22 protein-coding genes and 1 riboswitch are annotated in these 24,630 nt (G+C 68.3%); of the genes, 20 read left to right on the top strand and 2 right to left on the bottom strand.

Features of this window, described 5'->3' with window-relative positions:
* Window positions 1–21: 21 nt before the first annotated feature.
* Window positions 22–1,032 carry a zinc-dependent alcohol dehydrogenase family protein gene (locus ACFWZ4_RS05290; RefSeq protein WP_439703663.1) on the bottom strand — a complete coding sequence of 337 codons (1,011 nt, stop codon included), beginning with the start codon at window positions 1,030–1,032 and terminating at the stop codon, window positions 22–24.
* Between the two features lie 90 nt (window positions 1,033–1,122).
* Here ACFWZ4_RS05290 and ACFWZ4_RS05285 point away from each other — a divergent pair, with 90 nt between their 5' ends.
* From ACFWZ4_RS05285 to nusB, 6 genes are all read left to right on the top strand, one after another.
* On the top strand, window positions 1,123–2,034 hold the full coding sequence (locus ACFWZ4_RS05285) for a LysR substrate-binding domain-containing protein (protein ID WP_439703662.1): 912 nt from the start codon (window positions 1,123–1,125) through the stop codon (window positions 2,032–2,034).
* A gap of 42 nt (window positions 2,035–2,076) precedes the next feature.
* Window positions 2,077–2,260: riboswitch (FMN riboswitch) on the top strand.
* A gap of 141 nt (window positions 2,261–2,401) precedes the next feature.
* On the top strand, window positions 2,402–3,043 hold the full coding sequence (locus ACFWZ4_RS05280; RefSeq protein ID WP_439703661.1) for a riboflavin synthase: 642 nt from the start codon (window positions 2,402–2,404) through the stop codon (window positions 3,041–3,043).
* A gap of 50 nt (window positions 3,044–3,093) precedes the next feature.
* The gene (gene ribBA / locus ACFWZ4_RS05275; protein ID WP_439703660.1) at window positions 3,094–4,185 is read left to right on the top strand and encodes a bifunctional 3,4-dihydroxy-2-butanone-4-phosphate synthase/GTP cyclohydrolase II; all 1,092 of its coding nucleotides are present in this window, start codon (window positions 3,094–3,096) and stop codon (window positions 4,183–4,185) included.
* Window positions 4,186–4,240: 55 nt separating this feature from the next.
* A complete protein-coding gene (gene ldcA, locus ACFWZ4_RS05270; RefSeq protein ID WP_439703659.1) occupies window positions 4,241–5,161 on the top strand; it encodes a muramoyltetrapeptide carboxypeptidase in 921 nt (306 codons plus the stop codon).
* A 130-nt stretch (window positions 5,162–5,291) separates the two neighbouring features.
* On the top strand, window positions 5,292–5,753 hold the full coding sequence (gene ribH / locus ACFWZ4_RS05265; protein WP_439703658.1) for a 6,7-dimethyl-8-ribityllumazine synthase: 462 nt from the start codon (window positions 5,292–5,294) through the stop codon (window positions 5,751–5,753).
* The gene (nusB, locus tag ACFWZ4_RS05260; RefSeq protein WP_231321305.1) at window positions 5,753–6,199 is read left to right on the top strand and encodes a transcription antitermination factor NusB; all 447 of its coding nucleotides are present in this window, start codon (window positions 5,753–5,755) and stop codon (window positions 6,197–6,199) included. Before ribH ends, nusB begins: the two co-directional genes overlap by 1 nt.
* 73 nt (window positions 6,200–6,272) lie before the next feature.
* Here the strand turns inward: nusB and ACFWZ4_RS05255 are convergent, their stop codons facing one another.
* On the bottom strand, window positions 6,273–6,761 hold the full coding sequence (locus ACFWZ4_RS05255) for a nuclear transport factor 2 family protein (protein ID WP_439703657.1): 489 nt from the start codon (window positions 6,759–6,761) through the stop codon (window positions 6,273–6,275).
* A 148-nt stretch (window positions 6,762–6,909) separates the two neighbouring features.
* Between ACFWZ4_RS05255 and thiL the strand changes: the two genes are divergently transcribed.
* From thiL to ACFWZ4_RS05185, 14 genes are all read left to right on the top strand, one after another.
* Window positions 6,910–7,872 (top strand): thiamine-phosphate kinase, encoded by a 963-nt coding sequence (thiL, locus tag ACFWZ4_RS05250; protein ID WP_439703656.1) that lies wholly within the window; start codon window positions 6,910–6,912, stop codon window positions 7,870–7,872.
* A 46-nt stretch (window positions 7,873–7,918) separates the two neighbouring features.
* Complete coding sequence (locus ACFWZ4_RS05245) at window positions 7,919–8,422, top strand: phosphatidylglycerophosphatase A family protein (protein ID WP_439703655.1); 504 nt, start codon at window positions 7,919–7,921, stop codon at window positions 8,420–8,422.
* Window positions 8,423–8,543: 121 nt separating this feature from the next.
* Entirely contained in the window at window positions 8,544–9,512 is a 969-nt protein-coding gene (locus ACFWZ4_RS05240) for a potassium channel beta subunit family protein (RefSeq protein WP_439703654.1), read from the top strand.
* A gap of 1,007 nt (window positions 9,513–10,519) precedes the next feature.
* Window positions 10,520–11,791 (top strand): efflux RND transporter periplasmic adaptor subunit, encoded by a 1,272-nt coding sequence (locus ACFWZ4_RS05235; protein ID WP_439703653.1) that lies wholly within the window; start codon window positions 10,520–10,522, stop codon window positions 11,789–11,791.
* Window positions 11,792–11,960: 169 nt separating this feature from the next.
* Complete coding sequence (locus ACFWZ4_RS05230) at window positions 11,961–12,674, top strand: ABC transporter ATP-binding protein (RefSeq protein ID WP_327475897.1); 714 nt, start codon at window positions 11,961–11,963, stop codon at window positions 12,672–12,674.
* Window positions 12,675–12,757: 83 nt separating this feature from the next.
* On the top strand, window positions 12,758–14,065 hold the full coding sequence (locus ACFWZ4_RS05225) for an ABC transporter permease (protein ID WP_439703652.1): 1,308 nt from the start codon (window positions 12,758–12,760) through the stop codon (window positions 14,063–14,065).
* A gap of 13 nt (window positions 14,066–14,078) precedes the next feature.
* On the top strand, window positions 14,079–15,311 hold the full coding sequence (locus ACFWZ4_RS05220) for an ABC transporter permease (RefSeq protein ID WP_439703651.1): 1,233 nt from the start codon (window positions 14,079–14,081) through the stop codon (window positions 15,309–15,311).
* A 172-nt stretch (window positions 15,312–15,483) separates the two neighbouring features.
* Window positions 15,484–16,803, top strand: coding sequence for an ABC transporter permease (locus ACFWZ4_RS05215; RefSeq protein ID WP_439703650.1), 1,320 nt, complete (start codon window positions 15,484–15,486; stop codon window positions 16,801–16,803).
* Between the two features lie 12 nt (window positions 16,804–16,815).
* Window positions 16,816–18,048 carry an ABC transporter permease gene (locus tag ACFWZ4_RS05210; RefSeq protein WP_439703649.1) on the top strand — a complete coding sequence of 411 codons (1,233 nt, stop codon included), beginning with the start codon at window positions 16,816–16,818 and terminating at the stop codon, window positions 18,046–18,048.
* 52 nt (window positions 18,049–18,100) lie between these two features.
* Window positions 18,101–19,399, top strand: coding sequence for an ABC transporter permease (locus ACFWZ4_RS05205; RefSeq protein ID WP_439703648.1), 1,299 nt, complete (start codon window positions 18,101–18,103; stop codon window positions 19,397–19,399).
* Window positions 19,400–19,407: 8 nt separating this feature from the next.
* The gene (locus ACFWZ4_RS05200; protein WP_439703647.1) at window positions 19,408–20,628 is read left to right on the top strand and encodes an ABC transporter permease; all 1,221 of its coding nucleotides are present in this window, start codon (window positions 19,408–19,410) and stop codon (window positions 20,626–20,628) included.
* A gap of 49 nt (window positions 20,629–20,677) precedes the next feature.
* Complete coding sequence (locus tag ACFWZ4_RS05195) at window positions 20,678–21,979, top strand: ABC transporter permease (protein WP_439703646.1); 1,302 nt, start codon at window positions 20,678–20,680, stop codon at window positions 21,977–21,979.
* Between the two features lie 9 nt (window positions 21,980–21,988).
* On the top strand, window positions 21,989–23,212 hold the full coding sequence (locus tag ACFWZ4_RS05190) for an ABC transporter permease (RefSeq protein ID WP_439703645.1): 1,224 nt from the start codon (window positions 21,989–21,991) through the stop codon (window positions 23,210–23,212).
* A 58-nt stretch (window positions 23,213–23,270) separates the two neighbouring features.
* Window positions 23,271–24,593: an ABC transporter permease gene (locus ACFWZ4_RS05185; protein ID WP_439703644.1), complete on the top strand. Its 1,323-nt coding sequence runs from the start codon at window positions 23,271–23,273 to the stop codon at window positions 24,591–24,593.
* Window positions 24,594–24,630 lie beyond the last annotated feature (37 nt).

The raw sequence follows: 24,630 nt of genomic DNA, 5'->3' as shown, positions 1-24,630 counted from the left end.
AGCGCCTTCATTGGCGCCTTCTCATGCGTTGAAGTCGATCGCAAGCTTCCCGAAATGCCGGCCTGCGACCAGGTGCTCGAACGCCTCGCGCACCTGGTCGAGCCCGTAGACGCGGTCGATCACCGGCTCCAGACCGGTGGCCTCGATCGCCGCGACCATCCGCTCGTGTTCCTCCAGCGGCGCGACCGAGATGCCCTGGATGCGCACGCGCTTGAGCACAACGTTGGACAGCGGCAACGTAGCCTCCATCCCGCCGAGCCAGCCGAGCACGCCGATGAAGCCATGCATGCGCACGGCCTCCAGCGATTGCGCCAGGGTGGCCGCGCCGACGGTCTCGACCACCGCGTCCACGCCGGCGCCGCCGCTGGCTTCGCGCACCAGAGCGCCCCATTGCGGGTGCTTCGCGTAGTTGATGCCGATGTCCGCGCCCAGCGCCTTCGCGCGCTCCAGCTTGTCGTCGCTGGAGGACAGCACGATCGCCCGCGCGCCACGCAACTTCGCGAACTGCAGCGCGAACATAGACACGCCGCCGGTGCCGAGCAGCAGCACGGTCTGGCCGGTGGTGATGCGGGCGGTTTCCAGCACCTGCCAGGCGGTGAGGCCGGCGATCGGCAGCGTGGCGGCCTGCAGGCTGCTCAAATGACCAGGTGCGCGCGCCAGCGAGTACTGGTCGAAGCAGGCCAGTTCGCGCAGCACACCCGGTTCCGGTCCGCCGATCTCGGCGCCTTCCCACTCCGGCCGCATCGCACCGGCGATCCAGCGCGATTTGTAGAACGTGGTGACCCGGTCGCCGGGCTTGAAGCGGGTCACCGCCTCGCCGACCTCCACCACGGTGCCCGCGCCGTCGGACACCGGCACGATCGGCAGGGTGACGCCCCGATACAGCTGGCCATCCACCAGCATCCAGTCGCGGAAGTTCAGCGAGGCGGCCTCCATGCGCACGAGCACCTGGTTCGGGCCGGGGCGCGGGGCAGGCAGGTCGACCTGCTGCAGTTGGTCGAGGCCGAAGGCGGAAAGCTGGATGGCGCGCATGCGGTGACTCCGTGGTGGGGATGGGTGCCATGGTCCCGCCATCGACGACTTGCGATAATCCACACGAATGGGTGATCTTTTGTTCAGTACATGAATCAATCCTTCGACCTCACGCCGACCCGCCTGCGCGAACTGCGCGCCTTCGCCGCGGCCGCGCGGCGGCTCAATTTCTCGCGCGCGGCGCTGGAGGTCGGCTGCACGGCGTCGGTGTTGAGCCGGCGCATCGCGGCGCTGGAAGAGGCGGTCGGGGCGCGGCTGTTCCTGCGCACGACCCGGCGCATGGCGCTGACCGCCCGCGGCGAGCAGTTGCTGGTTCAATGGCAGCACATGGAAGCGGTGATGACCGACCTCGCCGCCGGCCTGCGCCCGTCGGATGGCGAGCTGGCCGGGCGGTTGTGCGTGCACCTGCCGGCCAACTACGGCCGCTATTGCGTCGCGCCGCTGCTGGCCGACTTCATGCGCGAGCATCCGCGCGTGCGTATCGAGGCGACCTACGACGACGCCTACGTGGACATGGTGGCCGGCCGGGTGGACCTGGCCGTGCGGCTGGGGCGGCTGGCCGACGTGCAACTGGTGGCGCGCCGGGTGGGCACGATGCGCCTGTTTGCCTGCGCCTCGCCCGAATACCTGGCCGCGGCGCCGCCGCTGCGCGATCCGGCCGACCTGAAGGCGCACCGCTGCATCGCCTTCAGCGGCTACCGCCGCGGAACCCTGTGGTCGTTCAGCCGGCAGCGCCAGCGGCGCTCGGTGCGCATCGACCCGGTGCTGACCTGCAATGACGCGCAGGCGATTCGCGACGCGGCGCTCGCCGGCGTGGGCATCGGTCTGCAGGGCGATTACATGGCCGATGGCCTGGTCGCCGACGGGCGTCTTGTGGACCTGTTCCCGGACTGGCAGCTGCCGTCCTTTCCGATCCACCTGCTGTGGCTGCCCGGCGCGGACCGCACGCCGGCGCTGCGTCGCCTGATCGATCACCTGGCCGGTGCGCTGGCGCAGGCCTGAGGGGTCCGGTGCTGCTAGACTTCGCCCGCCGGCGTTGCCGGCGAACGTCTTCAGGGCGGGGTGGAATTCCCCACCGGCGGTAGGTGTCCGGATGGATGTAAGGACACGAGCCCGCGAGCGCCTTCGCCATGCGAGGGGTCAGCAGATCCGGTCCGATGCCGGAGCCGACGGTCGAGCCGCTCCGGTCATCCGGGGCGGTCCACAGTCCGGATGAAAGAAGACGGCAGACCGCATCGCTGCGTGGCCGAAAGGCCGTGGCGGTGCGTCGGCCTCATGCCTTGAGGCGTTTTTCGCTGACCCCATGCGGAGAACGTTTCATGTCCCTCGTCGCTTGCTTTGCAGCCGCCTCCGGCCGGAGGGTGCGCTGATGTTTACCGGCATCATCCAGACCGTGGGTTCCATCGCGCGCCTCGAGCCGCGCGGTGGCGACGTGCGCCTGCACGTCGATACCGCCCAGCTCGATCTTTCCGATGTGCAATTGGGCGATTCGATCGCCGTGTCAGGCGTCTGCCTGACCGCCATATCACTCGCCGAACGCGGCTTCGCGGCCGATGTGTCCAACGAGACGCTGTCGCTCACCACGCTGGGCGGGCTCAAGGCCGGCGATCCGGTCAATCTCGAAAAGGCGCTGCGGCTGGCCGACCGGCTGGGCGGACACCTGGTCTCGGGCCACGTCGACGGCGTGGGCAAGGTGGTCTCTATCACCCCCGACGCGCGCTCGCAGCGCTGGACCTTCGAGGTGCCGCCGGACCTGGCGCGCTACATCGCCGCCAAGGGTTCGATCTGCATCGACGGCACCAGCCTCACCGTCAACGAGGTCGCCGGCACCCGCTTCGGCGTGAACCTGATCCCGCACACCGTGGCACACACGGCTTTCCACGCCAGGCGCGCGGGGGATGCGGTGAACATCGAGGTGGACGTGATCGCGCGCTACGTCGAACGGCTGATCGGCAGCGGCCAGGCGCCGCGGCTGGACGAGGCGTTCCTGAAGCAGCACGGCTTCGCCTGACCCCCAGGCCCTTTCCAATCGGGAGAGGGCAACACACACGGATTGCACGCATGTCCTTCAACACCATCCCCGAAATCCTGGAAGACCTCCGCGCCGGTCGCATGGTCGTGATGCTCGACGACGAGGACCGCGAGAACGAGGGTGACATCGTCATGGCCGCGCAGATGGTGCGGCCGGAGGACGTCAACTTCATGGTCCGCGAGGCGCGCGGCCTGCTGTGCCTGACGCTCACCGAGCAGCGCACGCGCCAGTTGGGCCTGCGGCCCATGGTCAGTGACAACACCTCGCCCTACCACACCAACTTCACCGTCTCGATCGAGGCGGCGGAGGGCGTGACCACCGGCATCTCGGCGCACGATCGCGCGCGCACCATCCAGGTGGCGGTCAAGTCCGATGCCAGGCCGCAGGATCTCTCGCAGCCGGGCCACATCTTCCCGCTCACCGCGCAGCCCGGCGGCGTGCTCACCCGTGCCGGTCACACCGAGGCCGGCTGCGACCTGGCCGCGCTGGCGGGGCTGGAACCCTCGGCCGTGCTGATCGAGATCCTGCACGAGGACGGCTCGATGGCGCGCCGCCCCGAACTGGAAGTCTTTGCGGCCAAGCACGGCCTGAAGATCGGCACCATCGCCGACCTGATCCGCTACCGGCTGGAGACGGAGAAGACGATCCAGCGCGTGCACGAGGAGGACGTCGACACCGAGTTCGGCCCGTTCCGGCTGGTCGCCTACCGCGACGCCATTCGCCACGGCCTGCATTACGCATTGCTGCGCGGCACGGTCGACGACGGCACGCCGGTGCTGACTCGCGTGCACGTGCGCAACACGCTGTCGGACGTGCTGCACCTGACGCGCGAGGACCTCGGGCTGACCGTCACCAGTGCGTTGCGACGGATTGCCGACGAGGGACGCGGCGTGCTCCTGGTGCTTTCTGGCGAAGACACGGCCGATGCACTGCTGGCCCGGCTGAAGCGCCAGCCCGCGACGCTCGCCCCGGAGGACGCGCAGCAGCAGGAATGGCGCCAGCTCGGGCTGGGCGCGCAGATCCTTACCGACCTGGGCGTGCACAAGCTGTGCGTGATGGGGACGCCGCGCAAGCTCGTCGGCCTGGCCGGGTTCGATCTGGAAGTGGTCCAGTACGTGTGAGGCCGCCAGGCTCCCCATGCCTTAGGATGATCCGTACTCCATCGCCATCAAGCCCATGCCCAACGCCCGCATCCGCCTGATCGCCCCCTCCGGCTACGCCCACGATCCGGCCGCCATGATGCGCGGCGTGGCTCGCCTGCGCGAGGCGGGCTGCACGGTGGAGAACCTGGACGTGCTGGAGCGTGCGCAGCTGCGTTTCGCCGGCAGCGAGGCCGAGCGTGCGGGCGACATCAACGCGCTGGCCACACTCGACGAGCTGCCGGACATCGCATTGGTCACCCGTGGCGGCTACGGCGCCGCGCGCCTGCTCGGCCAGCTCGACTACGGCGCGCTGCGCGAGCGCCTGGCCGATTCGAACCTCGCGCTGGTCGGCCACAGCGATTTCACTGCGCTGCAGCTGGCGCTGTATGCGAAGTGCGGCGTGCGCAGCTTCGCCGGTCCGCTGCTGGCGGACCTCGGCGCCGAGCCTTGCCCGACCTTCACCTGGGATCATTTCTGGAGCACGTTGAGCACGGACACCAGCATCGCCACCTGGGTCGGCGCCGGCGAGGCCGATCTGGATGTGCAAGGCCCGCTGTGGGGCGGCAATCTGGCCGTGCTGTGCAGCCTGCTCGGCACGCCGTATTTTCCGGCCATCGACGGCGGCATCCTGTTCGTCGAGGACCTGGCCGAGCCGCCGTTCCGCATCGAGCGGCTGTTCTATCAGCTGCACCTGTCCGGCGTGCTGGGCAGGCAGCGTGCGCTGGTGCTGGGCGATTTCCACGCCTGCCGCCCGGGCCCGCGCGACAACGGCTACGACCTCGATGCGGCGTTCGCACAGCTGGCCCGGATGGCCGGCGTTCCGGTGATCCACGGCCTGCCGCATGGCCATGCCGCGCGCCAGCTCACGCTGCCGTTCGGCAGCCTGGCGCGGCTCCAGGTGAAGGGGGGCGAGGCGCGCCTGGAGTGCACCGGCTACCCGCACCTGCCCCTGTAGGAGCGCACCCCGTGCGCGACCCGGATGCACCCCGGTCGCGCACAAGTGCGCTCCTGCAGGAGATATCGACGCCCCAAACCCGTAAAATACCCGGCCCCGCAAGGGCTTTTCGTCTGCCCAAGGATTCGCAATGAAGATCATCGAAGGCGACTTCGCCACGCCCACGGGTCGTTTCGCCATCGTCGCCGGCCGCTTCAACGGCTTCGTCGTCGAGCCACTGGTGGCTGGCGCGCGCGACGCACTGGTGCGCCACGGCGTGAAAGACGAGGCGATCGACCTGGTCCGCGTCCCGGGCGCCTGGGAGATCGCGCTGGCCGCGCACAAGCTGGCCAACTCGGGCCGCTATGCGGCGGTAATCGCGCTGGGCGCGGTGATCCGCGGCTCGACGCCGCACTTCGACTATGTCGCCGGTGAGTGCGCCAAGGGCCTGGCCCAGGCCGCCTACGCTTCCGGCGTGCCGGTGGCGTTCGGCGTGCTGACCACCGACAGCATCGAGCAGGCGATCGAGCGCGCTGGCACCAAGGCCGGCAACAAGGGCGCCGACGCGGCGCTGGCCGCGCTGGAGATGGCCAACCTGTACGGGAAACTGTGATGAGCGGTCCGCAGGGCATCGACCTGGCCGCCCGTTCGCGCGCCCGTCGCCGCGCGCTGCAGGCGCTGTACGCCTGGCAGCTGTCCGGCAGCCACATGAAGTCGGTCATCGACCAGTTCCGCCACGAGCAGGACATGGAAGTGGCCGACCAGGAGTACTTCGAGGACCTGCTGCAGGGCGTCGAGGCGAACGTCGGCACGCTCGACGCAGCGATCAAGCCTTACGTGGATCGCGAGGTCGAGCAGATCGATCCGATCGAGCGCGCCGCGCTGCGGTTGGCCGCCTACGAGTTGAAGTACCGCCTCGACGTGCCCTATCGCGTGGTCATCAACGAGGCGATCGAAGTGACCAAGCGCTTCGGCGCCGACCACGGCCACAGCTACGTCAACGGCGTGCTGGACAAGCTGGCGGGCGAGCTGCGCGCGGCCGAGAAGGGCGCCCGCTAGTTTCGTAGGTTGGCTTCAACCCACCCGCTCTGGGGCTGGGAGAGTGGCCGGCTGAAGCCTACGGGCACTCACCTCATGGTTCGCACTTGCGGCTGTTGTCGGCGATGGCCGCGATGCGCCACTGCCCATCCACCTGCACCAGGTTGAACACGTCCGTGCCGCAGTGATGCGGCTTGCCATCGAGCAGGAAGGTGTAGGGCGCCCACACCACCGCCAGGTCGTGGTCGACCATCACCTGCGGCTTGCCGATGCGCTCCTCGATGCGCTCCTTGCCCGGCTTCACGTGGTCGACGAAATCGCCGAGCGTGAGCTGTACCGGCTTGCCGTCGCGCATCAGCGTGGCGGTGCCGGCCGGCAGCACTTGGGCGCGCATGGCTGCCTTGTCATGGCGCGCCATGGCGTCGAAGAAGGCGTGCACCGGTTCCAGCACGCCGTGGGAGGCGGGCGTGTCCGCCAGCGCGGCGGCGCAGACCAGGGTGAGGCCGCCGAGCAATGGCAGCAGCCGCTGGTGGCCGATCGAGGCGGCGAGGGTGCGGCTGCGGCGAAGAAGGGTAGGTCGCATGGTGTCGTCTCCCGGGAGAAGCCCCGATTCTAGCCAGCCCGATGCGCGCCGCGGCCCTGCCATTCGGCATGGGTTGGCGGGCGCCAAGGCTTGCATTCGCGGGCGCGCGGATGCTCTGCTTGCGCGTTCCAAAGCCGACGGCCACGCCATGGAATTCCGCCTGATCGACCGCATCCGCGAACGCACCGTACTGGCGCGCGAGGACGTGCGGCTGGGGATCGGGGACGACGCGGCGGTGCTCGCGGTGCCGGCCGGCCAGCAACTGGCGGTGGCGATCGACACGCTGGTCGAAGGCGTGCATTTTCCCCATGGCACCGCGCCGCGGGACATCGGCTGGAAGGCGCTCGCGGTCAACCTGTCCGATCTTGCCGCGATGGGCGCGACGCCGGCCTGGGCGTTGCTCGCACTGACCCTGCCGCGAGGCGACGCGTCTTTCGTCGACGGCCTGGCCGAAGGCTTCGCGCAGCTGGCGCGCGAACATGGCGTGGCGCTGGTCGGCGGCGATACCACTCGCGGCCCGTTCTGCCTGAGCGTGGCGGTGCACGGTTTCGTGCCGCCGGGACAGGCGCTGACACGCAGCGGCGCCGGCGTGGGAGACGCGGTGTTCGTCACCGGCGCGCTCGGCAGCGCGGCCGGCGGCCTGCGGCTGGTGCAGGGAAGGGTGCCGTTCGATCCGGAAAACGAGTTGCACCGCAGCTTGCGCAAGCGGCTGGATCGCCCGACCCCGCGCGTGCGCACGGGCGTGGCGCTGCGCGCGCATGCCAGCGCCTGCATCGACGTTTCCGATGGCCTGCTCGCGGACCTGGGCCATATCTGCGCCGCCAGCGGCGTCGGTGCCGAACTCGACCTGGACGCGCTGCCGTTGTCGCCCGCGCTGCACAGCGTGTTCGGCCATGCCGCCGCCCGCGAGCTGGCCCTGTCCGGCGGCGACGATTACGAGTTGTGCTTCACCGTGCCGACCGCCTCGATCGGCGCCATGCAGGCGGCACTGGCGGCGGCGGGAGGCCATGCCACGCGCATCGGTGCGATCGTCGAAGGCCAGGGCGTGCGCGCAGTCGGCGGTGCTCCACTGGCCGTCACGCGCGTCGGCTGGGATCATTTCGGGCCCTAGACGCGAACGCCGCGCCTGCCGGAACGCCGCAACCCACGGAACCCCCATGACCGACCGCAAGAAACTCACTCCCGACCAGCGCCGCCGCCTGCTGGCCTCGCCCGCCGGCTGGCTCGCCTGCGGTCTGGGCTCGGGCCTGGCGCCAGTGGCGCAAGGCACGTTCGGGTCGCTGGCGGCCCTCCTGCCGTGGCTGGCGTTGCGCCATCTCGCCCTGCCGCTGTACGTGCTGGTCCTGGTGCTGGCCTTCGCGCTCGGCATATGGGCCTGCAACGTGGCTGGGCGCGCGCTCGGCGTGGACGATCACCGCAGCCTGGTGTGGGACGAGTTCGTCGGGCAATGGCTCGCGCTGCTGCCGCTGCTCCTGCTGCCGGCGCCATGGTGGATGGTCGTCGTGGGCTTCGGCCTGTTCCGGCTGTTCGACGTGTGGAAGCCCTGGCCGATCGGCTGGCTGGACGGGCACATGAAGGGCGGGCTGGGCGTGATGATCGATGACGCGGTGGCCGGCGCCTACGCGGCGATCGTGCTGGCACTGATCGCCATCACCCTGTAGGAGCGCACCCTGCGCGATCGCATGGACAGTCGCGCACGGCGATCGCGCACAGGGTGCGCTCCTACGGGATCTTGAGGTCGAGTCGGCGACAATGGGTACTTTCGCTCGTGGAGACTCCGCCATGCTCTACCGCCGCCTCGGCCGCACCGGCCTGCAATTGTCCGCGCTGTCCTTCGGCGCGTGGGTGACCTTCGGCCGGCAGGTGGGGCGTTCGCAAGCGCGCGAGTTGCTCGCGCTGGCGTGGGATCGGGGCGTCAACTTCTTCGACAACGCCGAGACCTACAACCGCGGCGAGGCCGAGCGATTGATGGGCGACGTGCTCGCCGACCTGCGCTTCCCGCGCGACAGCTACTGCGTGTCGAGCAAGGTGTTCTTCGGGGCCGTGGACAATCCCAGGCCCACCCAGCGCGGGCTCTCGCGCAAGCATGTGATCGAGGCCTGCCACCAGGCGCTCGAGCGCCTGCGGGTCGACCACCTCGATCTCTACTTCTGCCACCGCCCCGACCCGGACACGCCGATCGAGGAAACCGTGGCCGCGATGGACACGCTGGTGCGCCAGGGCAAGGTGCTCTACTGGGGCACCAGCGAATGGCCGGCCGACGCGATCGCCGAGGCGCACCGCATCGCGCGCGAGAACCACTGCTACGCGCCGGTGGCCGAACAGCCGCAATACAACCTGCTGCACCGCGAACGCGTCGAGCGCGAGTACGCGCCGCTGTACGAGCGCTTCGGCATGGGCACTACGATCTGGTCGCCGCTGGCTTCGGGCCTGCTGGCCGGACGCTACAACGACGGCATTCCCGATGATTCGCGGCTGGCGCAGCCTGGTTACGAGTGGTTGCGCGAGACGGTGCTGGGGTCCGGGCGCGAACGCGTGGAGCGCGTGCGCCACCTGGCGCCGATCGCGCAGGAGCTGGGCGTGAGCCAGGCCCAGCTTGCGCTTGCCTGGTGCCTTGCCAACCCGCACGTGTCCACGGTGCTGCTGGGGGCGAGCCGGCGCGAGCAACTGGAGCAAAACCTCGCGGCGCTGGAGCTGGTCCCGCGTATCGACGCGGCGATGAAGCAGCGGATCGAGCAGGCAGTAGGGTGAGAGGCTTCGAGGGGATGCCCGCAGGAGCGCTGTCTTGCTTGTGGTTCTCGTGAGGGTTTCCGCGACTTGGCTCGCCTGCGGCGGGCTTTCGATCGCCTGCCGGCGCTCGAGTCACTTTTCTTTGCTGGCCCAAAGAAAAGTAACCAAAAGAAACGGCCTGCTAAGCCCGGTGAGGGATAAGAGCTAGGCGCCGCCTCGCCTTGTTTGGTGGGTCGCACGCTCTTAGAGGAGCTGCCGCCGCTTTACCGCGGGCGCTCGGGAGTTGGGGCAAGGGTGGATTTGCGGCGGCGTGGAGCGGCTACCGATTTTTTCCCTTTTAAGAGCGATCCGCCGGTTCTGACGCCAGGGCGATGGACGGAATCGATCAAGCATGACGGCACATCGTGCGTTCGCTTTTTGATTGCGCATCCATGTTGGCGAAACCGCGGCGACTGGCTGTTTAATGAGTGAAGTAACCCTCAGCGCCGACATCGCCAACCCGCTGGTTGCTTCCCTTGCCTCAAGCTCCGAGCGCCCGCGGTAAAGCGGCGGCAGCTCCTCTAAGAGCAAGAGGTCGGCCAGGCAAAGACGAGAAGGCACCTAGCTTTTTAGCCACCCCGGGCTTAGCAGGCCATTTCTTTTGGTTACTTTTCTTTGGGCCCGCACAGAAAAGTGACCCGAGCGCCGGCAGGCGATCGGAAGCCCGCGGCAGGCGAGCCAAGTCGCGGAAAATTCCCGCAAGAGCCACAAGCAAGACGGCGCTACCACGGGCATCCCCGCGAGCCGCCCCGGCCCCTCACAACGCTCTCCGTGGGGAGAAAGGCCGCACAGGTGAAAAAGCATCCAGTCCCCCGTGCCGCGACCTGTCCGGCCACTTGTCCGTCTGTCCGTGCCGGTGTCCGCGGACAGCGGACACGTCCAGTGTGTCCTTGCGAAGAGCCAGCAACCACAAGGGTTGCGCGGCTCCGACCCGACTTGGCACGGCGATTGCTCAACCAGCCCCAGTCACTTCAGGTCAGGACCGCCCGATGATTCGCGACACCTCCGCTCAAGACCGCCTGGTCGAGGTCAAACCCAACCGCAAGCGCCAATTGCTCATCGGCGGCATCGGCCTGGCCGTGCTGGTGGCGCTGGCCCTTGCGCTGCCCACCGCGATGCGGCTGTTCTCGGCCGACGCTTCGGTGAGCGCCTCGCGGCTTTCCTTCGCCACCGTCGAACGTGGCCTGTTCGTGCGCGACATCGCGGCCGAGGGCAAGGTGGTGGCGGCCGTCAGTCCCACGCTTTATGCCACCTCCGGTGGCGCGGTCACGCTCAAGGTGCACGCGGGCGACACGGTGAAGAAAGACCAGGTGCTGGCCGTGGTCGACAGCCCCGAACTGACCAACAAGCTGCTGCAGGAAGAGTCCAACGCCGATGCGATGGAGGTCGAATACCAGCGCGCGCAGATCGACGCCCGCAAGCAGCGCTCCTCGCTGCAGAAGGCCTACGACAACGCGCTGATCGACCAGCAGGCGGCCGAGCGCGACCTGGCCCGCAACGAGAAGGCGTTCAAGCTCGGCGCGGTTTCCGGCATGGACGTGGACCGCGCCAAGGACACCCTGCAGAAGGCCAAGCTGACCACCCAGCACGCGAAGGCGGACCTGGGCATGGACAACGACAGCCTGAATTTCGACATCAAGTCCAAGAAGCTTGCGCACGAGCGCCAGGAGCTCCTGGTCAAGGACCTCGAGCGCCAGGTCGACGACCTCAACGTCAAGTCGCCGGTGGACGGCCAGGTCGGCCAGCTGTTCATCGCCGAACGCGCGACCGTGGCCAAGGACGCCAAGCTGCTCAGCGTGATCGACCTCTCCGCGCTGGAAGTGGAGATGCAGGTGCCCGAAAGCTTCGCGCGCGACCTCGGCATCGGCATGGCAGGCGAGATCACCGGCAACGGCCACACCTGGAAGGGCCTGGTCAGCGCGATCTCGCCCGAAGTGGTCAATGGCGAGGTGGCCGCCCGGCTTCGCTTCGAAGGCGACACGCCCAAGCAGCTGCGCCAGAACCAGCGCCTGTCGGTGCGCATCCTGCTCGACAAGCGCGACAACGTGCTGACCGTGCAGCGTGGCTCGTTCGTCGACGAGTCCGGCGGCAACTTCGCCTACGTCGTGCACGAGGGCATCGCGGAGAAGAAGCCGATCCGCGTGGGCGCCAGCAGCATCGACAAGGTCGAGATCCTGGATGGCCTGAAGGAAGGCGACCGGATCGTGATCTCCGGCACCGACAACTTCAAGGATGCGGCCAAGGTCGCGATCAGCGACTGACGCAAGGCGGGGAACGGAGCATGGGGAACAGGCAGCAGTGGCATCCGGAGGCGGCCTCCTTGCCGTGGAAACCTCCGGGCGGTGAAACCCCAGACGCCGCAGATGCATCTACCCGTTCCCCATCCTCCGTTCCCTGCACGAACTACCACCACCACCGAAGGACGTAACCATGCTCAAGATGACCCACCTGTCCAAGGTCTACCGCACTGAAGTGGTGGAGACCTACGCCCTGCGCGACTTCAACATCGACGTGAAGGAAGGCGAGTTCGTCGCCGTCACCGGTCCGTCCGGTTCGGGCAAGACCACCTTCCTGACCATCGCCGGCCTGCTGGAGACCTTCACCGGTGGCCACTACCACCTCGACGGCATCGAAGTGAGCCAGTTGAACGACAACGCCCGCTCGAAGATCCGCAACGAGAAGATCGGCTTCATCTTCCAGGCGTTCAATTTGATCCCCGACTTGAACGTCTACGACAACGTCGAAGTGCCGCTGCGCTACCGCGGCATGAAGGGCGCCGAGCGCAAGCAGCGGATCATGGACGCGCTCGAGCGCGTGGGCCTGGCCTCGCGCGCCAAGCACTACCCGGCCGAACTCTCCGGCGGCCAGCAGCAGCGCGTGGCGATCGCCCGCGCGCTGGCCGGTTCGCCCCGCCTGCTGCTGGCGGACGAACCGACCGGCAACCTGGACACGCAGATGGCCCGCGGCGTGATGGAGCTGCTGGAGGAGATCCATCGCGAAGGCGCCACCATCGTGATGGTGACCCACGATCCGGAGCTGGCCGCCCGCGCACAGCGCAACGTGCACATCATCGACGGCCAGGTGGTCGACCTGTCCGAGGAGCCGCGCTTCCACGCGCACAACGCGCGCGTCGCCGACGCCTGAATCCTGGCGATGGAGCCTCTCCCCGGCCTGGCCGGGGGAGAGGGAGCGGGCGCGGCAACTTCACCTATCCGGAAAACCCCGACATGTTCGCCTACTACTTCCAGCTTGGCCTGCGCAGTCTCCGCCGCAACCCGCTGCTGACCGCGTTGATGGTGATGGCCATCGGCTTCGGCGTGGCCGCCTCGATGATCACCTACTCGGTGTTCCGGGCCACCTCCAACAATCCGATCCCGCAGAAATCCGACCAGCTCTACGCCGTGCAGATCGCCAACTGGAAGGCGGAGGACCTGGAACAGGGCGAGCCGCCTTCGGCGATCACCTACACCGACGCCATGGCCTTCATGCAGGCGCACAAGGCCAAGCGCCAGACCGCGCTGTACCCGATCGCGCCCTCGGTGATCCCGGCCGACGCCAGCCGCCTGCCGATCGAGGAAAACAGCTACGCCTGGTACGGCGACGCCTTCGCCATGTTCGACATCCCGTTCCTCTACGGCGGCCCGTGGACGCAGGCGCAGGATGACGCGCGGGCGGCGGTGGTGGTGATCGGCAAGAAGCTCAACGACAAGCTCTTCAACGGCAAGAACAGTGTCGGCAAGATGATCAACCTGGACGGGCACGACTACCGCATCACTGGCGTGATCGGCGAGTGGGACCCGCAGCCGCTGTTCTTCGACCCGGTCAACACCGGCGGCTTCGGCGATCCGATCGGCCTGTTCATTCCGTTCACCCGCGCCATCGACCTGCAGATGACCACCGCGGGCAACAACAACTGCAACGACACCCCGGGGACCGGCTGGGACAACTGGCTGCATTCGGAATGCATCTGGATCGAGTACTGGGCCGAGCTTCCGGCCAAGGCCGACGCCGATGCCTACAAGCGCTTCCTCACCGGCTACGCCGCCGAACAGCAGCGCGCCGGCCGCTTCAAGTGGGCGCCGAACGTGCGCCTGCGCAACGTCACCGACTGGCTGGACTTCAACAAGGTCGTGCCGCCGGAATCGAAGATCTCGCTGCTGGTGTCGCTGGGCTTCCTGCTGATCTGCCTGGTCAACACCATCGGCCTGCTGCTGGCCAAGTTCATGCGCCGTTCGCCGGAGATCGGCGTGCGCCGGGCGCTGGGTGCCTCGCGCCGCGAGATCTACGCGCAGTTCCTGATCGAGGCCGGCACCGTCGGCCTGACCGGCGGTGCGCTGGGCCTGGTGCTGACCGGCCTGGGCGTGCTCGGCGTGGGCTGGGTGTTCGACGAACAGATCGCTCGGCTGGCCACGCTGGATGGCTCGCTGGTCGCGCTGACCATCGTCGCGGCGGTGCTGGCCACCCTGCTGGCCGCGTTCTATCCCACCTGGCGGGCCGCGCAGGTCCAGCCGGCCTGGCAATTGAAGTCCAACTAAAGGAGCGACGACGATGCTGCAGATCAAGCCCATTCTCGCCGCCCTCAAGCGCCACAAGGCCGGCACCGTCCTGATCGCGCTGCAGATCGCGCTGACCCTGGCGATCGTGTGCAACGCGCTGTTCATCATCCAGCAGCGGACCGAGCACCTCTCCCGTCCGACCGGCATGATCGAGACCAACCTGTTGACCGTCGCCAACCGCTGGGTGGGCGCCGACGACAAGGCGACGCCGTCGCTGGGCAAGACCGACCTGGAGGCGCTGCGCCGGATGCCGGGCGTGGTCGACGCCACCATGTCCAACTCCTACCCGCTGCGCGGCGGTGGCTGGTCGACCAGCATCAACATCACGCCGGAAGCGAAGAAGGAGATGGCGCACACCACGCTCTACTTCACCGACGACCATGCGCTGGCCGCAATGGGCCTGACCCTGGTGGCGGGCCGCAACTTCCGGCCGGACGAGATCGACTGGGTCGACGCCAAGGAATTCACCACCACGCCGGTAGTGATCGTGAGCCGGGAACTGGCCCACAAGCTCTATCCGAAGGGCGATGCCCTGGGCAAGGTGCTGTACCACTCCGGCCAGACCAAGCCGAGCACCATCATCGGCATCGTCGACCGGCTGCAGGTGCCCTGGACGGGTTCCTGGGCGAACAATTTCGCCGAGAACTCGATGCTGATTCCCCGCCTGCTCACCGGCAACTTCGGCAGCTACCTGGTACGCACGCAGCCCGGGCAGCTCGAACGCCTCACCAAGGCGGTGCCGGCGCTGCTGATCAAGACCAACCGTATGCGCGTGATCCCGGAAGAACGTGGCGTGCGCACCTTCGCCCAGGTCCGCGAGCAGGCCTACAAGAGCGACCGTGGCATGGCCATCCTGATGGGCGTGGTCTGCGCGGTGCTGCTGGCGATCACCGCCGCCGGCATCGTGGGCCTGACCAGCTTCTGGGTCGGCCAGCGGCGCAAGCAGATCGGCGTACGCCGCGCGCTGGGCGCAACCAAGCACGACATCCTCAGTTACTTCCTTACCGAGAACCTGCTGATCGGCGCCGGCGGCGTGATCCTGGGCGCCGCGCTGGCGATCGGCATGAACCTGTGGATGGTCAGCCATTTCGAGATGGAGCGGCTGTCGCTGCTGTACGTCGCGGCGGGCGTGATCGCACTGCTGCTGCTGGGGCAGGGCGCGGTGCTCGCGCCGGCCATGAAGGCCTCGCGCGTGCCGCCGGTGGAGGCGACGCGCTCGGTGTGATTCCGAGCCCCTCTCCCCTCAGGGGAGAGGGGTTGGGGTGAGGGGCGGGGCTCGCCCGGCACTCCATCGAAAGCGGGATTGGAACTCGGGATCGGCGTGGACGCCCTCGCTCCGCCCGACCCCTCACTCCAACCCTCTCCCCGGGGGGAGAGGGAGCAAACAGGACCCCTGGATGTTCGGTTACTACTTCCAACTCGGCATGCGCAGCCTGCGCCGCAACCCCGTGCTGACCGCCCTGATGGTCATCGCGATCGGCTTCGGCGTGGCCGCCTCGATGATCACCTGGTCGGTGTTCCGGGTGGTCTCCGGCAACCCGATTCCGGAAAAGTCCTCGCGGCTGTACACCGCACTGATCGACAACCGAGGCCCGCAGTACAACAACGATGGCGAACCGCCCGAGGCGCTGACCTACACCGACGCCAACGCGCTGATCCGTGCGCGCAAGGCGCCGCACCAGACGCTGCTCTACCCGATCGCCCTGGCGGTGCTGCCCGCGGGCAACCGCGACCTGCCGCTCAAGGCGATCGGCTACGCCACGAACGCCGATTTCTTCGGCATGTTCGACGTGCCCTTCGAATACGGATCGGCGTGGTCGGCGCAGGAGGACGACCGCCGCGCCGGCGTGATCGTGCTCAGCCACGAGCTCAACGAGCAATTGTTCGCCGGCGCCGACAGCGTCGGCAGGGAGATCGACCTCAGCGGGCATACCTACCGCATCGTCGGCGTTACGCGTCATTGGGATCCCAAACCGCGCTACTTCGACCTGTTCGATGGCTCGGCCTTCGACGACGCGCCGCAGATCTACATGCCGTTCAACCGCGCCGACGACCTGGCGATCGATACCGATGGCCGCAACAACTGCGGCGGTGCGCCCAACACCAGCGGCGACACCGGACGCGAAGGCTGGCTGCGCGGCGAGTGTTCGTGGATCCCGGTGTGGGTGCAGCTCGACACGCCCGCGCAGGTATCGGCCTACCGCAACTTCCTGGAAGGCTATGCGGCCGAGCAGCAACGCGCCGGGCGGTTCCGCTGGGCGCCGAACGTGCGCCTGCGCGACGTCCAGGACTGGCTGGCGTTCGAAAACGTGGTGCCTCCGGAAAGCCGCATCTCGCTGATCGTGGCGCTCGGTTTCTTCGTCATCTGCCTGGTCAACACGATCGGGTTGCTGCTGGCCAAGTTCATGCGCCGCAGCGCGGAGATCGGCGTGCGGCGTGCGCTGGGTGCCCCGCGGCGCGAGATCTACCGCCAGTTCCTGATCGAAGCGGGCACCGTCGGCGCCGCGGGCGGCTTGCTCGGCGTGCTGCTCACCGCGATCGGGGTAGGTGGCGTGGGCCTGCTGTTCGCGCCGGAAATTGCGCGGCTCGCCCGGCTGGACCTGTCGTTGATGGCGCTCACGCTGCTGGTTGCCGTGCTGGCCACGGTCGCCGCCGCGCTCTATCCCACCTGGCGCGCGGCCAAAGTGCAGCCGGCCTGGCAGCTGAAGTCGAACTGACGAGGCCCCCGCATGCACATCAAACCCATACTCGTCGCACTGCGCCGCCACAAGGGCGGCACCACGCTCATCGCACTGCAGATCGCGCTCACCCTGGCGATCGTCTGCAACGCGCTATTCATCATCCAGCAGCGGCTGGTGCGGATGGATCGGCCCAGCGGGGTCCAGGAGTCGGACCTGTTGGTGATCCGCAGCGACTGGCCCGAGAAGCTTTCGCCGCAGGACGCCGACGCGCGCATGCGTGCCGACCTGGAGGCGCTGCGCCGGCTACCCGCCGTGCAGGATGCGAGTGCGTCCAACAGTTTCCCGCTGCGTGGCTCGGGCTGGGACAACTTCGTGCGCCTCAGCCCCGACCAGGTGAAGATGACCACCGACACGGCCATCTTTTTCTCCGACGACCACAGCCTGGCCACGCTCGGTACGCGCCTGATCGCCGGCCGGAACTTCCGCCCGGACGAGATCGGCAGCCAGGGCATGCGTGACCCGCTGTTCGCGCGGCAGATCCTCATCAGCAAGGACCTGGCGCACCGGCTGTTCCCGCACGGCTCGGCGCTGGGCAAGACGATCTACGTCTCGTCCGACAATGCACCCTCCACCGTGATCGGCATCACCGACACGCTGCAGGCGCACATGACCGGCAGCTGGGCCAACGCCTACGCCTACAACGCCGTGCTGGTGCCGGCCCGGCTCACCGGCCCCGGCACCTTCTACCTGGTGCGCGCCCGGCCCGGCCAGCTCGCCGCCGCCATGCGTGAAGCGCCGGATGCGCTGTATGCGCAAAGCCGCCTGCGGATGATCCCGAAGGACGACGGCGTGATGACCTTCGCCCAGGTCCGGCAGCGCGCCTACGACGCCGATTACGGCATGGCGGTGCTGATGGGCGTGGTCAGCGCCGTGCTGCTGGTGATCACCGCCGCGGGCATCGTCGGCCTGACCAGCTTCTGGGTCGGCCAGCGGCGCAAGCAGATCGGCGTGCGCCGCGCGCTGGGGGCGCGCCAGCGCGACATCCTCGGCTACTTCCTTACCGAAAACCTGCTGATCACCCTCGGCGGCGTGCTGCTGGGCGTGGTGCTCGCGGTGTCGATGAACGTGTGGCTGGTGATCCGGATGGGTTCGCAGCCGATGTCGCCGCTGTACCTGGTCACCGGCGTGCTGATGCTCCTGTTGCTGGGGCAGGGCGCGGTGCTGGCGCCGGCGGTGAAGGCCTCGCGCGTGCCTCCGGTGGAGGCTACGCGCAGCGTTTGACTTGGAGTCCCTCTCCCCGCGGGGGGTGAGGGAGCATGGCCAGGAGCCTGGGATGTTTGGCTACTACCTCAACCTCGCACTGCGCAGCCTCGGCCGCAACCGCGTGCTCACCACGCTGATGGTGCTGGCGCTGGCGCTGGGCATCGGCGCCTGCATCACCACGCTGACGGTGCTGCGGCTGCTCTCGGGCGATCCGCTGCCCGGCCGCAGCGCGCAGCTGTACTACCCGCAGATCGACCCGTATCCGAAGGACGGCTACATCCCGGGCACGAGCAAGCCGCAGGAGAACCTCACCTGGGTCGACGCCAACAACCTGTTCGACGCGCATCGCGCGCCGCGGCAGGCGCTGGTGGCGCTGGGCTCGGCCAAGATCCAGTCGCGCGATGCGGGCGGGCGGCCGTTCTTCGGCGACGCGGTGATGACCACGGCCGACTTCCTGCCGATGCTCGGCGCGCCGTTCCGCTACGGCAGCGCCTGGAGCGCCGATGACGACGCCGCCGGCGCGCGGGTGGTGGTGATCGCCGACTTCCTCAACCAGAAGCTGTTCGGCGGAGCCAACAGCGTCGGGCGCACCCTGCGCCTCAACGGACACGACTTTCGCGTGGTGGGCGTACTCGACCACTTCTCGCCGCAGCCGCGCTTCTACGCGATCAACATCGGCCGAAGCTACGGCGAGGGCGACGGCGCCTTCCTGCCGCTACGCGCGGCACGGGCGGTACAGCTCGATCCCAACAACATCAGTTGCTGGGAAGCGGCCGACATCGAGCACCTGGAAACCGCCCCGTGCATGTGGCTGGGCCTGTGGGTGCAGCTGACCGACGCCACCGCGGTGGCCAACTACAAGCGCTTCCTCGACGGCTACGTGCGCGAGCAGATCGCACAGGGCCGCTTCCACCGCACCGACACCGCGCTGCCGGACGTGATGCAGTGGCTGCGCAACGAAAACGTGGTCCCGGACGACGCGCGGCTGCAGGCCGGGCTTGCCTTCGGCTTCCTGCTGATCTGCGTGACCAACACCATCGGCCTGCTGCTGGCCAAGTGCCTGCGCCGTTCGCGCGAGATCGGCGTGCGCCGCGCCCTCGGCGCCACGCGCGGCGCGATCTTCGGGCAGTTCATGGTGGAAGCGGCGATGGTCGGCCTGGCCGGCGGCCTGCTGGGGCTGGTGGTCGCCGAACTGGGCCTGTGGGGCATCCGCCACCAGCCGGCCGAATACGCCAGCCTGGCCCGCCTGGACCCTTCGATGTTCGGTTTCACCTTCATCGTCGCGCTGGCGTCGGCGCTGGTCGCGGGGCTGCTGCCGGCCTGGCGCGCCTGCGTGGTCTCGCCCGCACCGCAGCTGAAAAGCGCCTGAGGTTCCGCATGGAAATCGCACCGATCCTTGCCAGCCTGCGCAAGCACCGCATCCCGGCGCTGCTCATCGTGCTGGAAATCGCGCTGGCCTGCGCCGTGCTGTGCAATGCCGTGTTCATGATCAGCGAACGCGCCGGCGAGATCCGCCTGCCCAACGCGATCGACGAGCAGGGCCTGAGCGTGGTCACGCTCTCCGGTGCCGATCCCGGCCGCGCCGCCAGCGAGATCCCGCGCAACCTCGATGCGCTGCGCCGCATCGACGGCGTGGAGGCGGTGGCGGTGGTCAACACCATGCCGCTGTCCGGCAACGGCTGGAACAGCAACTTCACCACGCGGCCGGACATGAAGCCGACCGACAAGGCCAGCATCAATTCCAACGTGTACCTGCTGGGCGAGGGTGCCGACGGCGCGCTGGGGATGCGCCTCAAGCAGGGACGGATGTTCACCTCGGAGGACTACGCCACCGCCTCGATGGGCTCGTCCTTCATGCCGCAAACGCACGTGGCCATCGTCAACGAGCGCCTGGCCGAACGGCTGTGGCCCGGCCAGTCGGCGCTTGGTCGAAAGATGTACGTGGACCGGTACTGGTACCAGGTGGTGGGCGTGGTGGCGAACGTGCTGCGCCCGAAGCAGGCCGGTGCGGGCCTGCCTGGCATCTACGACGCGGCGTTTTTCCCGATGCAGCCGACCGACGCGCTCGGCTACTACGTGCTGCGCAGCGCGCCGGCCGATCGCGACCGCGTCGCGCGCCAGGCCGAAGACGTGCTGGCCGGGCTCGAGCCCGGCGCCGTGGCCGAGGGCGAGACCTTCCCCGACATGCGCGGCGAGTACTTTTCCGGCGCCGCAAGCATGGTCTGGATGCTGGTGCTGGTGTGCGCGGTGATGCTGGCGGTCACCGCCTTCGGCATCGTCGGCCTGACCAGCTTCTGGGTGGCGCAGCGCCGCCGCCAGATCGGCATCCGCCGCGCCGTCGGCGCGCGGCGCAGCCACATCCTGAGCTACTTCCGCACCGAGAACTTCCTGCTCAGCGGTGCCGGCGTGGTGCTGGGCATGGTGCTGGCGTTCGGCATCAACCTGTACCTGATGCAGCACTACGAAATGGACCGCATGCCCTGGTACTACCTGCCCGTCGGCGCCATCGCGCTGTGGCTGCTCGGGCAGGTGGCCGTGTTCGGCCCGGCCCACCGCGCCGCCGCGGTGCCACCCGTGGAAGCCACGCGCAGCGCATGAGTTTTTCCCTCTTCCGCTCGGAAGAGGGCCCCAGCCACGGAGAACCGGAATGTTCGGCTACTACCTCGACCTGGCCATGCGCAGTCTCAGGCGCAACAAGGCCCTCACCGCGCTGATGGTGCTGGCCATCGCGCTGGGCATCGGCGCGTGCATGACGACGCTGACCGTGCTGCACGTGCTTTCGGGCGATCCTTTGCCCGGCAAGAGCGCGCAGCTGTATTACCCGCAGCTGGACCCGCAGGACATGGACGGCTACCAGCCCGACCAGGATCCGCCGGTGCAGGTGACCTGGACCGACGGCATGAACCTGCTGCGTGCGGGGCGCGCCGACCGGCAGGCGCTGATGACCGGCGGCGCGGTGCCGCTGCAGCCGGCGCAATCCTCGATCGACCCGTTCTTCGAGGATGCGCGCTACACCACGGCCGATTTCTTCCCCATGTTCGAGGTGCCGATCCGCTACGGCCGCGCGTGGACGGCGGCCGACGACGAGGCCCATGCGCGCGTGGCGGTGATCTCGCGCAAGCTCAACGACAAGCTGTTCCAGGGCCGCGACAGCACCGGCCAGACCCTGCGCATGAACGACGTCGCCTTCCGCATCGTCGGCGTGCTGGACACCTGGCGCATGACGCCGCATTTCTACGACCTCAACAACGGCAGCTACGCCGAGGACGAGGGCGTGTACCTGCCGTTGACCACCGCCTACGAACTCAAGCTCGGGCGCAACGGTTCGACCGATTGCTGGGGCAAGGGCTCCGATCCCGACCACATGGACACCGCGCCCTGCGTGTGGCTGCAGTTCTGGGTGCAGCTGGATACGCCGGCCAAGGCCGCCGCCTACAAGCAGTTCCTGGTGCACTACTCGCAGGAACAGAAGGCGCTGGGCCGCTTCCAGCGCCCGCCGAACGTGCGCCTGCCCGACGTGATGGGCTGGCTGGACTACAACAAGGTCGTGCCGGGTGACGTGCGGCTGCAGGCGTGGCTGGCGCTGGGCTTCTTGCTGGTGTGCCTGGTCAACACGGTGGGCCTGATGCTGGCCAAGTTCCTGCGCCGCAGCCCCGAGCTCGGCGTGCGCCGTGCGCTGGGCGCCTCGCGCCGCGAGGTGTTCATGCAGCTGCTGGTCGAGTCGGGCGTGATCGGTCTTACCGGCGGCGTCGCCGGACTGCTGCTGTCGCTGGTGGGGCTGTGGCTGGTGCGCAAGCAACCGTCGGACTACGCCGTACTCGCCCATCTGGACCTGTCGATGCTGCTGGCGACCTTCCTGCTGGCCGTCGGCGCCTCGCTGCTGGCCGGGTTGCTGCCCGCCTGGCGCGCCTGCCAGGTCACTCCCGCGCTGCAGCTGAAGAGCAACTAGGAGCATCCCATGGACATCCTTCCGATCCTCTCCACGCTGCGCCGCCACAAGATCACCGCCCTGCTGCTGGTGCTGGAGATCGCGCTGACCTGCGCGATCGTCTGCAACGCGGTGTTCCTCATCAACCAGCGGCTCGATCGCATGAAGATGGTCAGCGGCGTGGCCGAGCACGAGCTGATCCAGGTCCAGGCCTTCGGCATCGGCGACACCGCCGACGCCAAGGCGCACGCGCAGGAAGACCTCACCGCGCTGCGCCAGATTCCGGGCGTGACATCGGTGGCGCTGGTCAACCAGGTGCCGTTCACCAACAGCTCCTGGAACACCAGCATCAAGCTCGATCCCAAGCAGAAGCAGGCCACCCTCAACGCCACCCAGTACTTCGGCGAGAACCTGCTCAAGACCTTCGGCGCACAGCTCGTGGCCGGGCGCGATTTCGAGCCGGGCGAGTACCTGGAAATGCGACTGGTCGCCCGCGACGAAAAGCTCGCCAAGAAGATCACCACCGTGATCATCACCCGCGCGCTCGGCGAGAAGCTCTGGCCGGGCCAGTCCGCCCTGGGCAAGACGATCTACCTGGGCGGCGATCCGGTGCGGGTGGTCGGCGTGGTGGCCGGGCTGATCCGTCCGGCGCTGTTCGGCGGCGACGACACGGCGCAATGGTCGATGGTGTTCCCGCTGCGAATGGATTCGGACAACGCCAGCCGCTACGTCATCCGCACCGCGCCGCAGGAGCGCGACCGCGTGCTGGCCGCGGCCGTGGCCACGCTGCGCAAGACCGACCCGCACCGCATCATCCTGGAGAAGAAGACGCTGGACGAGATCCGTGCCGAATTCTTCCAGGACGACCGCGCCATGGCCGGCCTGCTCGCGGGCGTGTGCGTGGCGCTGCTGGTGGTGACCGCGCTGGGCATCGTCGGCCTGGGCAGCTTCTGGGTCGCGCAGCGGCGGCGGACCATCGGCGTGCGCCGCGCGCTGGGCGCCACGCGCCGCAACATCCTCACCTACTTCCAGACCGAGAACTTCCTGCTGGCGACCATCGGCATCGCGCTGGGCATGGTGCTGGCGTACGGCATCAACCTGTTCCTGATGCTGCATTACGAGTTGCCACGGCTGCCCGCCTACTACTTTCCGGTGGGCGCGATCGCGCTGTGGCTGATCGGGCAGATGGCGGTGCTCGGCCCGGCGATCCGCGCGGCGGCGGTGCCTCCGGTGGTGGCCACGCGCAGCGTGTGATTTCGCGCCTCTCCCCCGGTGGGAGAGGGAGCAGAGGAAAAGCAGGAGGAACACGCGGATGTTTGGCTACTACTTCGATCTTGCATTGCGCAGCCTCAAGCGCAACAAGATGCTGACTGCGCTGATGGTGCTGGCGATCGCCGTCGGCATCGGCGCGAGCATGACCACGCTGACGGTAATGCATCTGCTGTCCGGCGACCCGATGCCGGGCCGTAGCGCCACGCTGTTCTATCCACAGGTCGATCCGACCGACAGCCCCACGCCGGACAGCCAGCCGCGCGACGTGATGGACTACCGCTCGGCGGTGGACCTGTGGAGCGCGCATCGCGCCGACCGCCAGGCGCTGATCGCGACCAGCTCGCTGAAGATGCGGGCGCCGGGAGTAAACCTGCCGCCGCAGATGGCGCGGGTGCTCGCGACCAGCAGCGACTTCTTCCCGATGTTCGCCGCGCCGCTGATCTACGGAAGCGCCTGGACGCCGGCCGATGATGCACAGCGCACGCGCGTGGCCGTGATCTCCACCGACCTCAACAACAGGCTGTTCGGCGGCGCCAACAGCGTGGGCCGGACCCTGCGGTTGAAGAATTCGGACGTGCGGATCGTGGGCGTGCTGGCGCCCTGGCGTCCTTCGCCACAGTTCTACGACGTTGCCGGAGGGCGCTTCTCGGAGGGCCGGACCGCTTCCTTCTATGCCAAGCCGGAGGACGTCTTCATGCCCTTCAGCGCGGCGCAGGATGTCGCCGGCAACGAATTCAACGTGTTCACCTGCTGGGGCGATCTCGAGGCGCTCAAGCACCTGCAGACCGCGCCGTGCGTCTGGGTAGCCCTGTGGGTGCAGCTGAACGATGCGGCGAAGGTCGCCAGCTACCGCCGCTTCGTGGCCGACTATGCCGCCCAGCAGAAGGCGCTCGGCCGTTTCGTGCATGCCGACAACACGCGGATGATGGACCTGATGCAATGGCTGGACTTCAACCACGTCGTACCCAGCGACGTGCGGCTCCAGGTCGTGCTGGCGTTCGCGTTCCTGCTGGTCTGCCTGTTCAACACGGTCGGCCTGCTGCTGGCCAAGTTCCTGCGGCGCAGCGGCGAGATCGGTGTCCGCCGTGCGCTGGGCGCGAGCCGCATCGCGGTATTCGCCCAGTGTCTCGTGGAGGCCGGCATGATCGGCCTGCTCGGTGGCCTCGGCGGCTGGCTGCTGACCCTGGCGGGCCTGTGGCTGGTGCGCCGCCAGCCGGTCGAGTATGCCGATCTGGTGCATCTGGACGCGGGCATGTTCCTCGCCACCTTCGTGCTGGCCGTGCTCGCCGCTTTGCTCGCCGGCCTCGTGCCAGCCCTTCGCGCGAGCCGGGTGACACCCGGCCTGCAATTGAAAACGCTTTGATGCGCTGCCCGCAGCCGCACTCCTGAAGGGAGCCCGA

Origin of the sequence: Frateuria sp. GZRe12 (assembly GCF_051900535.1) — a bacterium.
Lineage (GTDB): Bacteria > Pseudomonadota > Gammaproteobacteria > Xanthomonadales > Rhodanobacteraceae > Frateuria_A.
The sequence above is the reverse complement of the archived record's forward strand: the minus strand, read 5'-3'. Positions and strand labels throughout refer to the sequence as shown.

Bases quoted from the DNA above. Each gene is read 5' to 3' on its own strand.
- ACFWZ4_RS05290 (WP_439703663.1), bottom strand. From the start codon at position 1,032: ATGCGCGCCATCCAGCTTTCCGCCTTCGGCCTCGACCAACTGCAGCAG.
- ACFWZ4_RS05285 (WP_439703662.1), top strand. From the start codon at position 1,123: ATGAATCAATCCTTCGACCTCACGCCGACCCGCCTGCGCGAACTGCGC.
- ACFWZ4_RS05280 (WP_439703661.1), top strand. From the start codon at position 2,402: ATGTTTACCGGCATCATCCAGACCGTGGGTTCCATCGCGCGCCTCGAG.
- ribBA (WP_439703660.1), top strand. From the start codon at position 3,094: ATGTCCTTCAACACCATCCCCGAAATCCTGGAAGACCTCCGCGCCGGT.
- ldcA (WP_439703659.1), top strand. From the start codon at position 4,241: ATGCCCAACGCCCGCATCCGCCTGATCGCCCCCTCCGGCTACGCCCAC.
- ribH (WP_439703658.1), top strand. From the start codon at position 5,292: ATGAAGATCATCGAAGGCGACTTCGCCACGCCCACGGGTCGTTTCGCC.
- nusB (WP_231321305.1), top strand. From the start codon at position 5,753: ATGAGCGGTCCGCAGGGCATCGACCTGGCCGCCCGTTCGCGCGCCCGT.
- ACFWZ4_RS05255 (WP_439703657.1), bottom strand. From the start codon at position 6,761: ATGCGACCTACCCTTCTTCGCCGCAGCCGCACCCTCGCCGCCTCGATC.
- thiL (WP_439703656.1), top strand. From the start codon at position 6,910: ATGGAATTCCGCCTGATCGACCGCATCCGCGAACGCACCGTACTGGCG.
- ACFWZ4_RS05245 (WP_439703655.1), top strand. From the start codon at position 7,919: ATGACCGACCGCAAGAAACTCACTCCCGACCAGCGCCGCCGCCTGCTG.
- ACFWZ4_RS05240 (WP_439703654.1), top strand. From the start codon at position 8,544: ATGCTCTACCGCCGCCTCGGCCGCACCGGCCTGCAATTGTCCGCGCTG.
- ACFWZ4_RS05235 (WP_439703653.1), top strand. From the start codon at position 10,520: ATGATTCGCGACACCTCCGCTCAAGACCGCCTGGTCGAGGTCAAACCC.
- ACFWZ4_RS05230 (WP_327475897.1), top strand. From the start codon at position 11,961: ATGCTCAAGATGACCCACCTGTCCAAGGTCTACCGCACTGAAGTGGTG.
- ACFWZ4_RS05225 (WP_439703652.1), top strand. From the start codon at position 12,758: ATGTTCGCCTACTACTTCCAGCTTGGCCTGCGCAGTCTCCGCCGCAAC.
- ACFWZ4_RS05220 (WP_439703651.1), top strand. From the start codon at position 14,079: ATGCTGCAGATCAAGCCCATTCTCGCCGCCCTCAAGCGCCACAAGGCC.
- ACFWZ4_RS05215 (WP_439703650.1), top strand. From the start codon at position 15,484: ATGTTCGGTTACTACTTCCAACTCGGCATGCGCAGCCTGCGCCGCAAC.
- ACFWZ4_RS05210 (WP_439703649.1), top strand. From the start codon at position 16,816: ATGCACATCAAACCCATACTCGTCGCACTGCGCCGCCACAAGGGCGGC.
- ACFWZ4_RS05205 (WP_439703648.1), top strand. From the start codon at position 18,101: ATGTTTGGCTACTACCTCAACCTCGCACTGCGCAGCCTCGGCCGCAAC.
- ACFWZ4_RS05200 (WP_439703647.1), top strand. From the start codon at position 19,408: ATGGAAATCGCACCGATCCTTGCCAGCCTGCGCAAGCACCGCATCCCG.
- ACFWZ4_RS05195 (WP_439703646.1), top strand. From the start codon at position 20,678: ATGTTCGGCTACTACCTCGACCTGGCCATGCGCAGTCTCAGGCGCAAC.
- ACFWZ4_RS05190 (WP_439703645.1), top strand. From the start codon at position 21,989: ATGGACATCCTTCCGATCCTCTCCACGCTGCGCCGCCACAAGATCACC.
- ACFWZ4_RS05185 (WP_439703644.1), top strand. From the start codon at position 23,271: ATGTTTGGCTACTACTTCGATCTTGCATTGCGCAGCCTCAAGCGCAAC.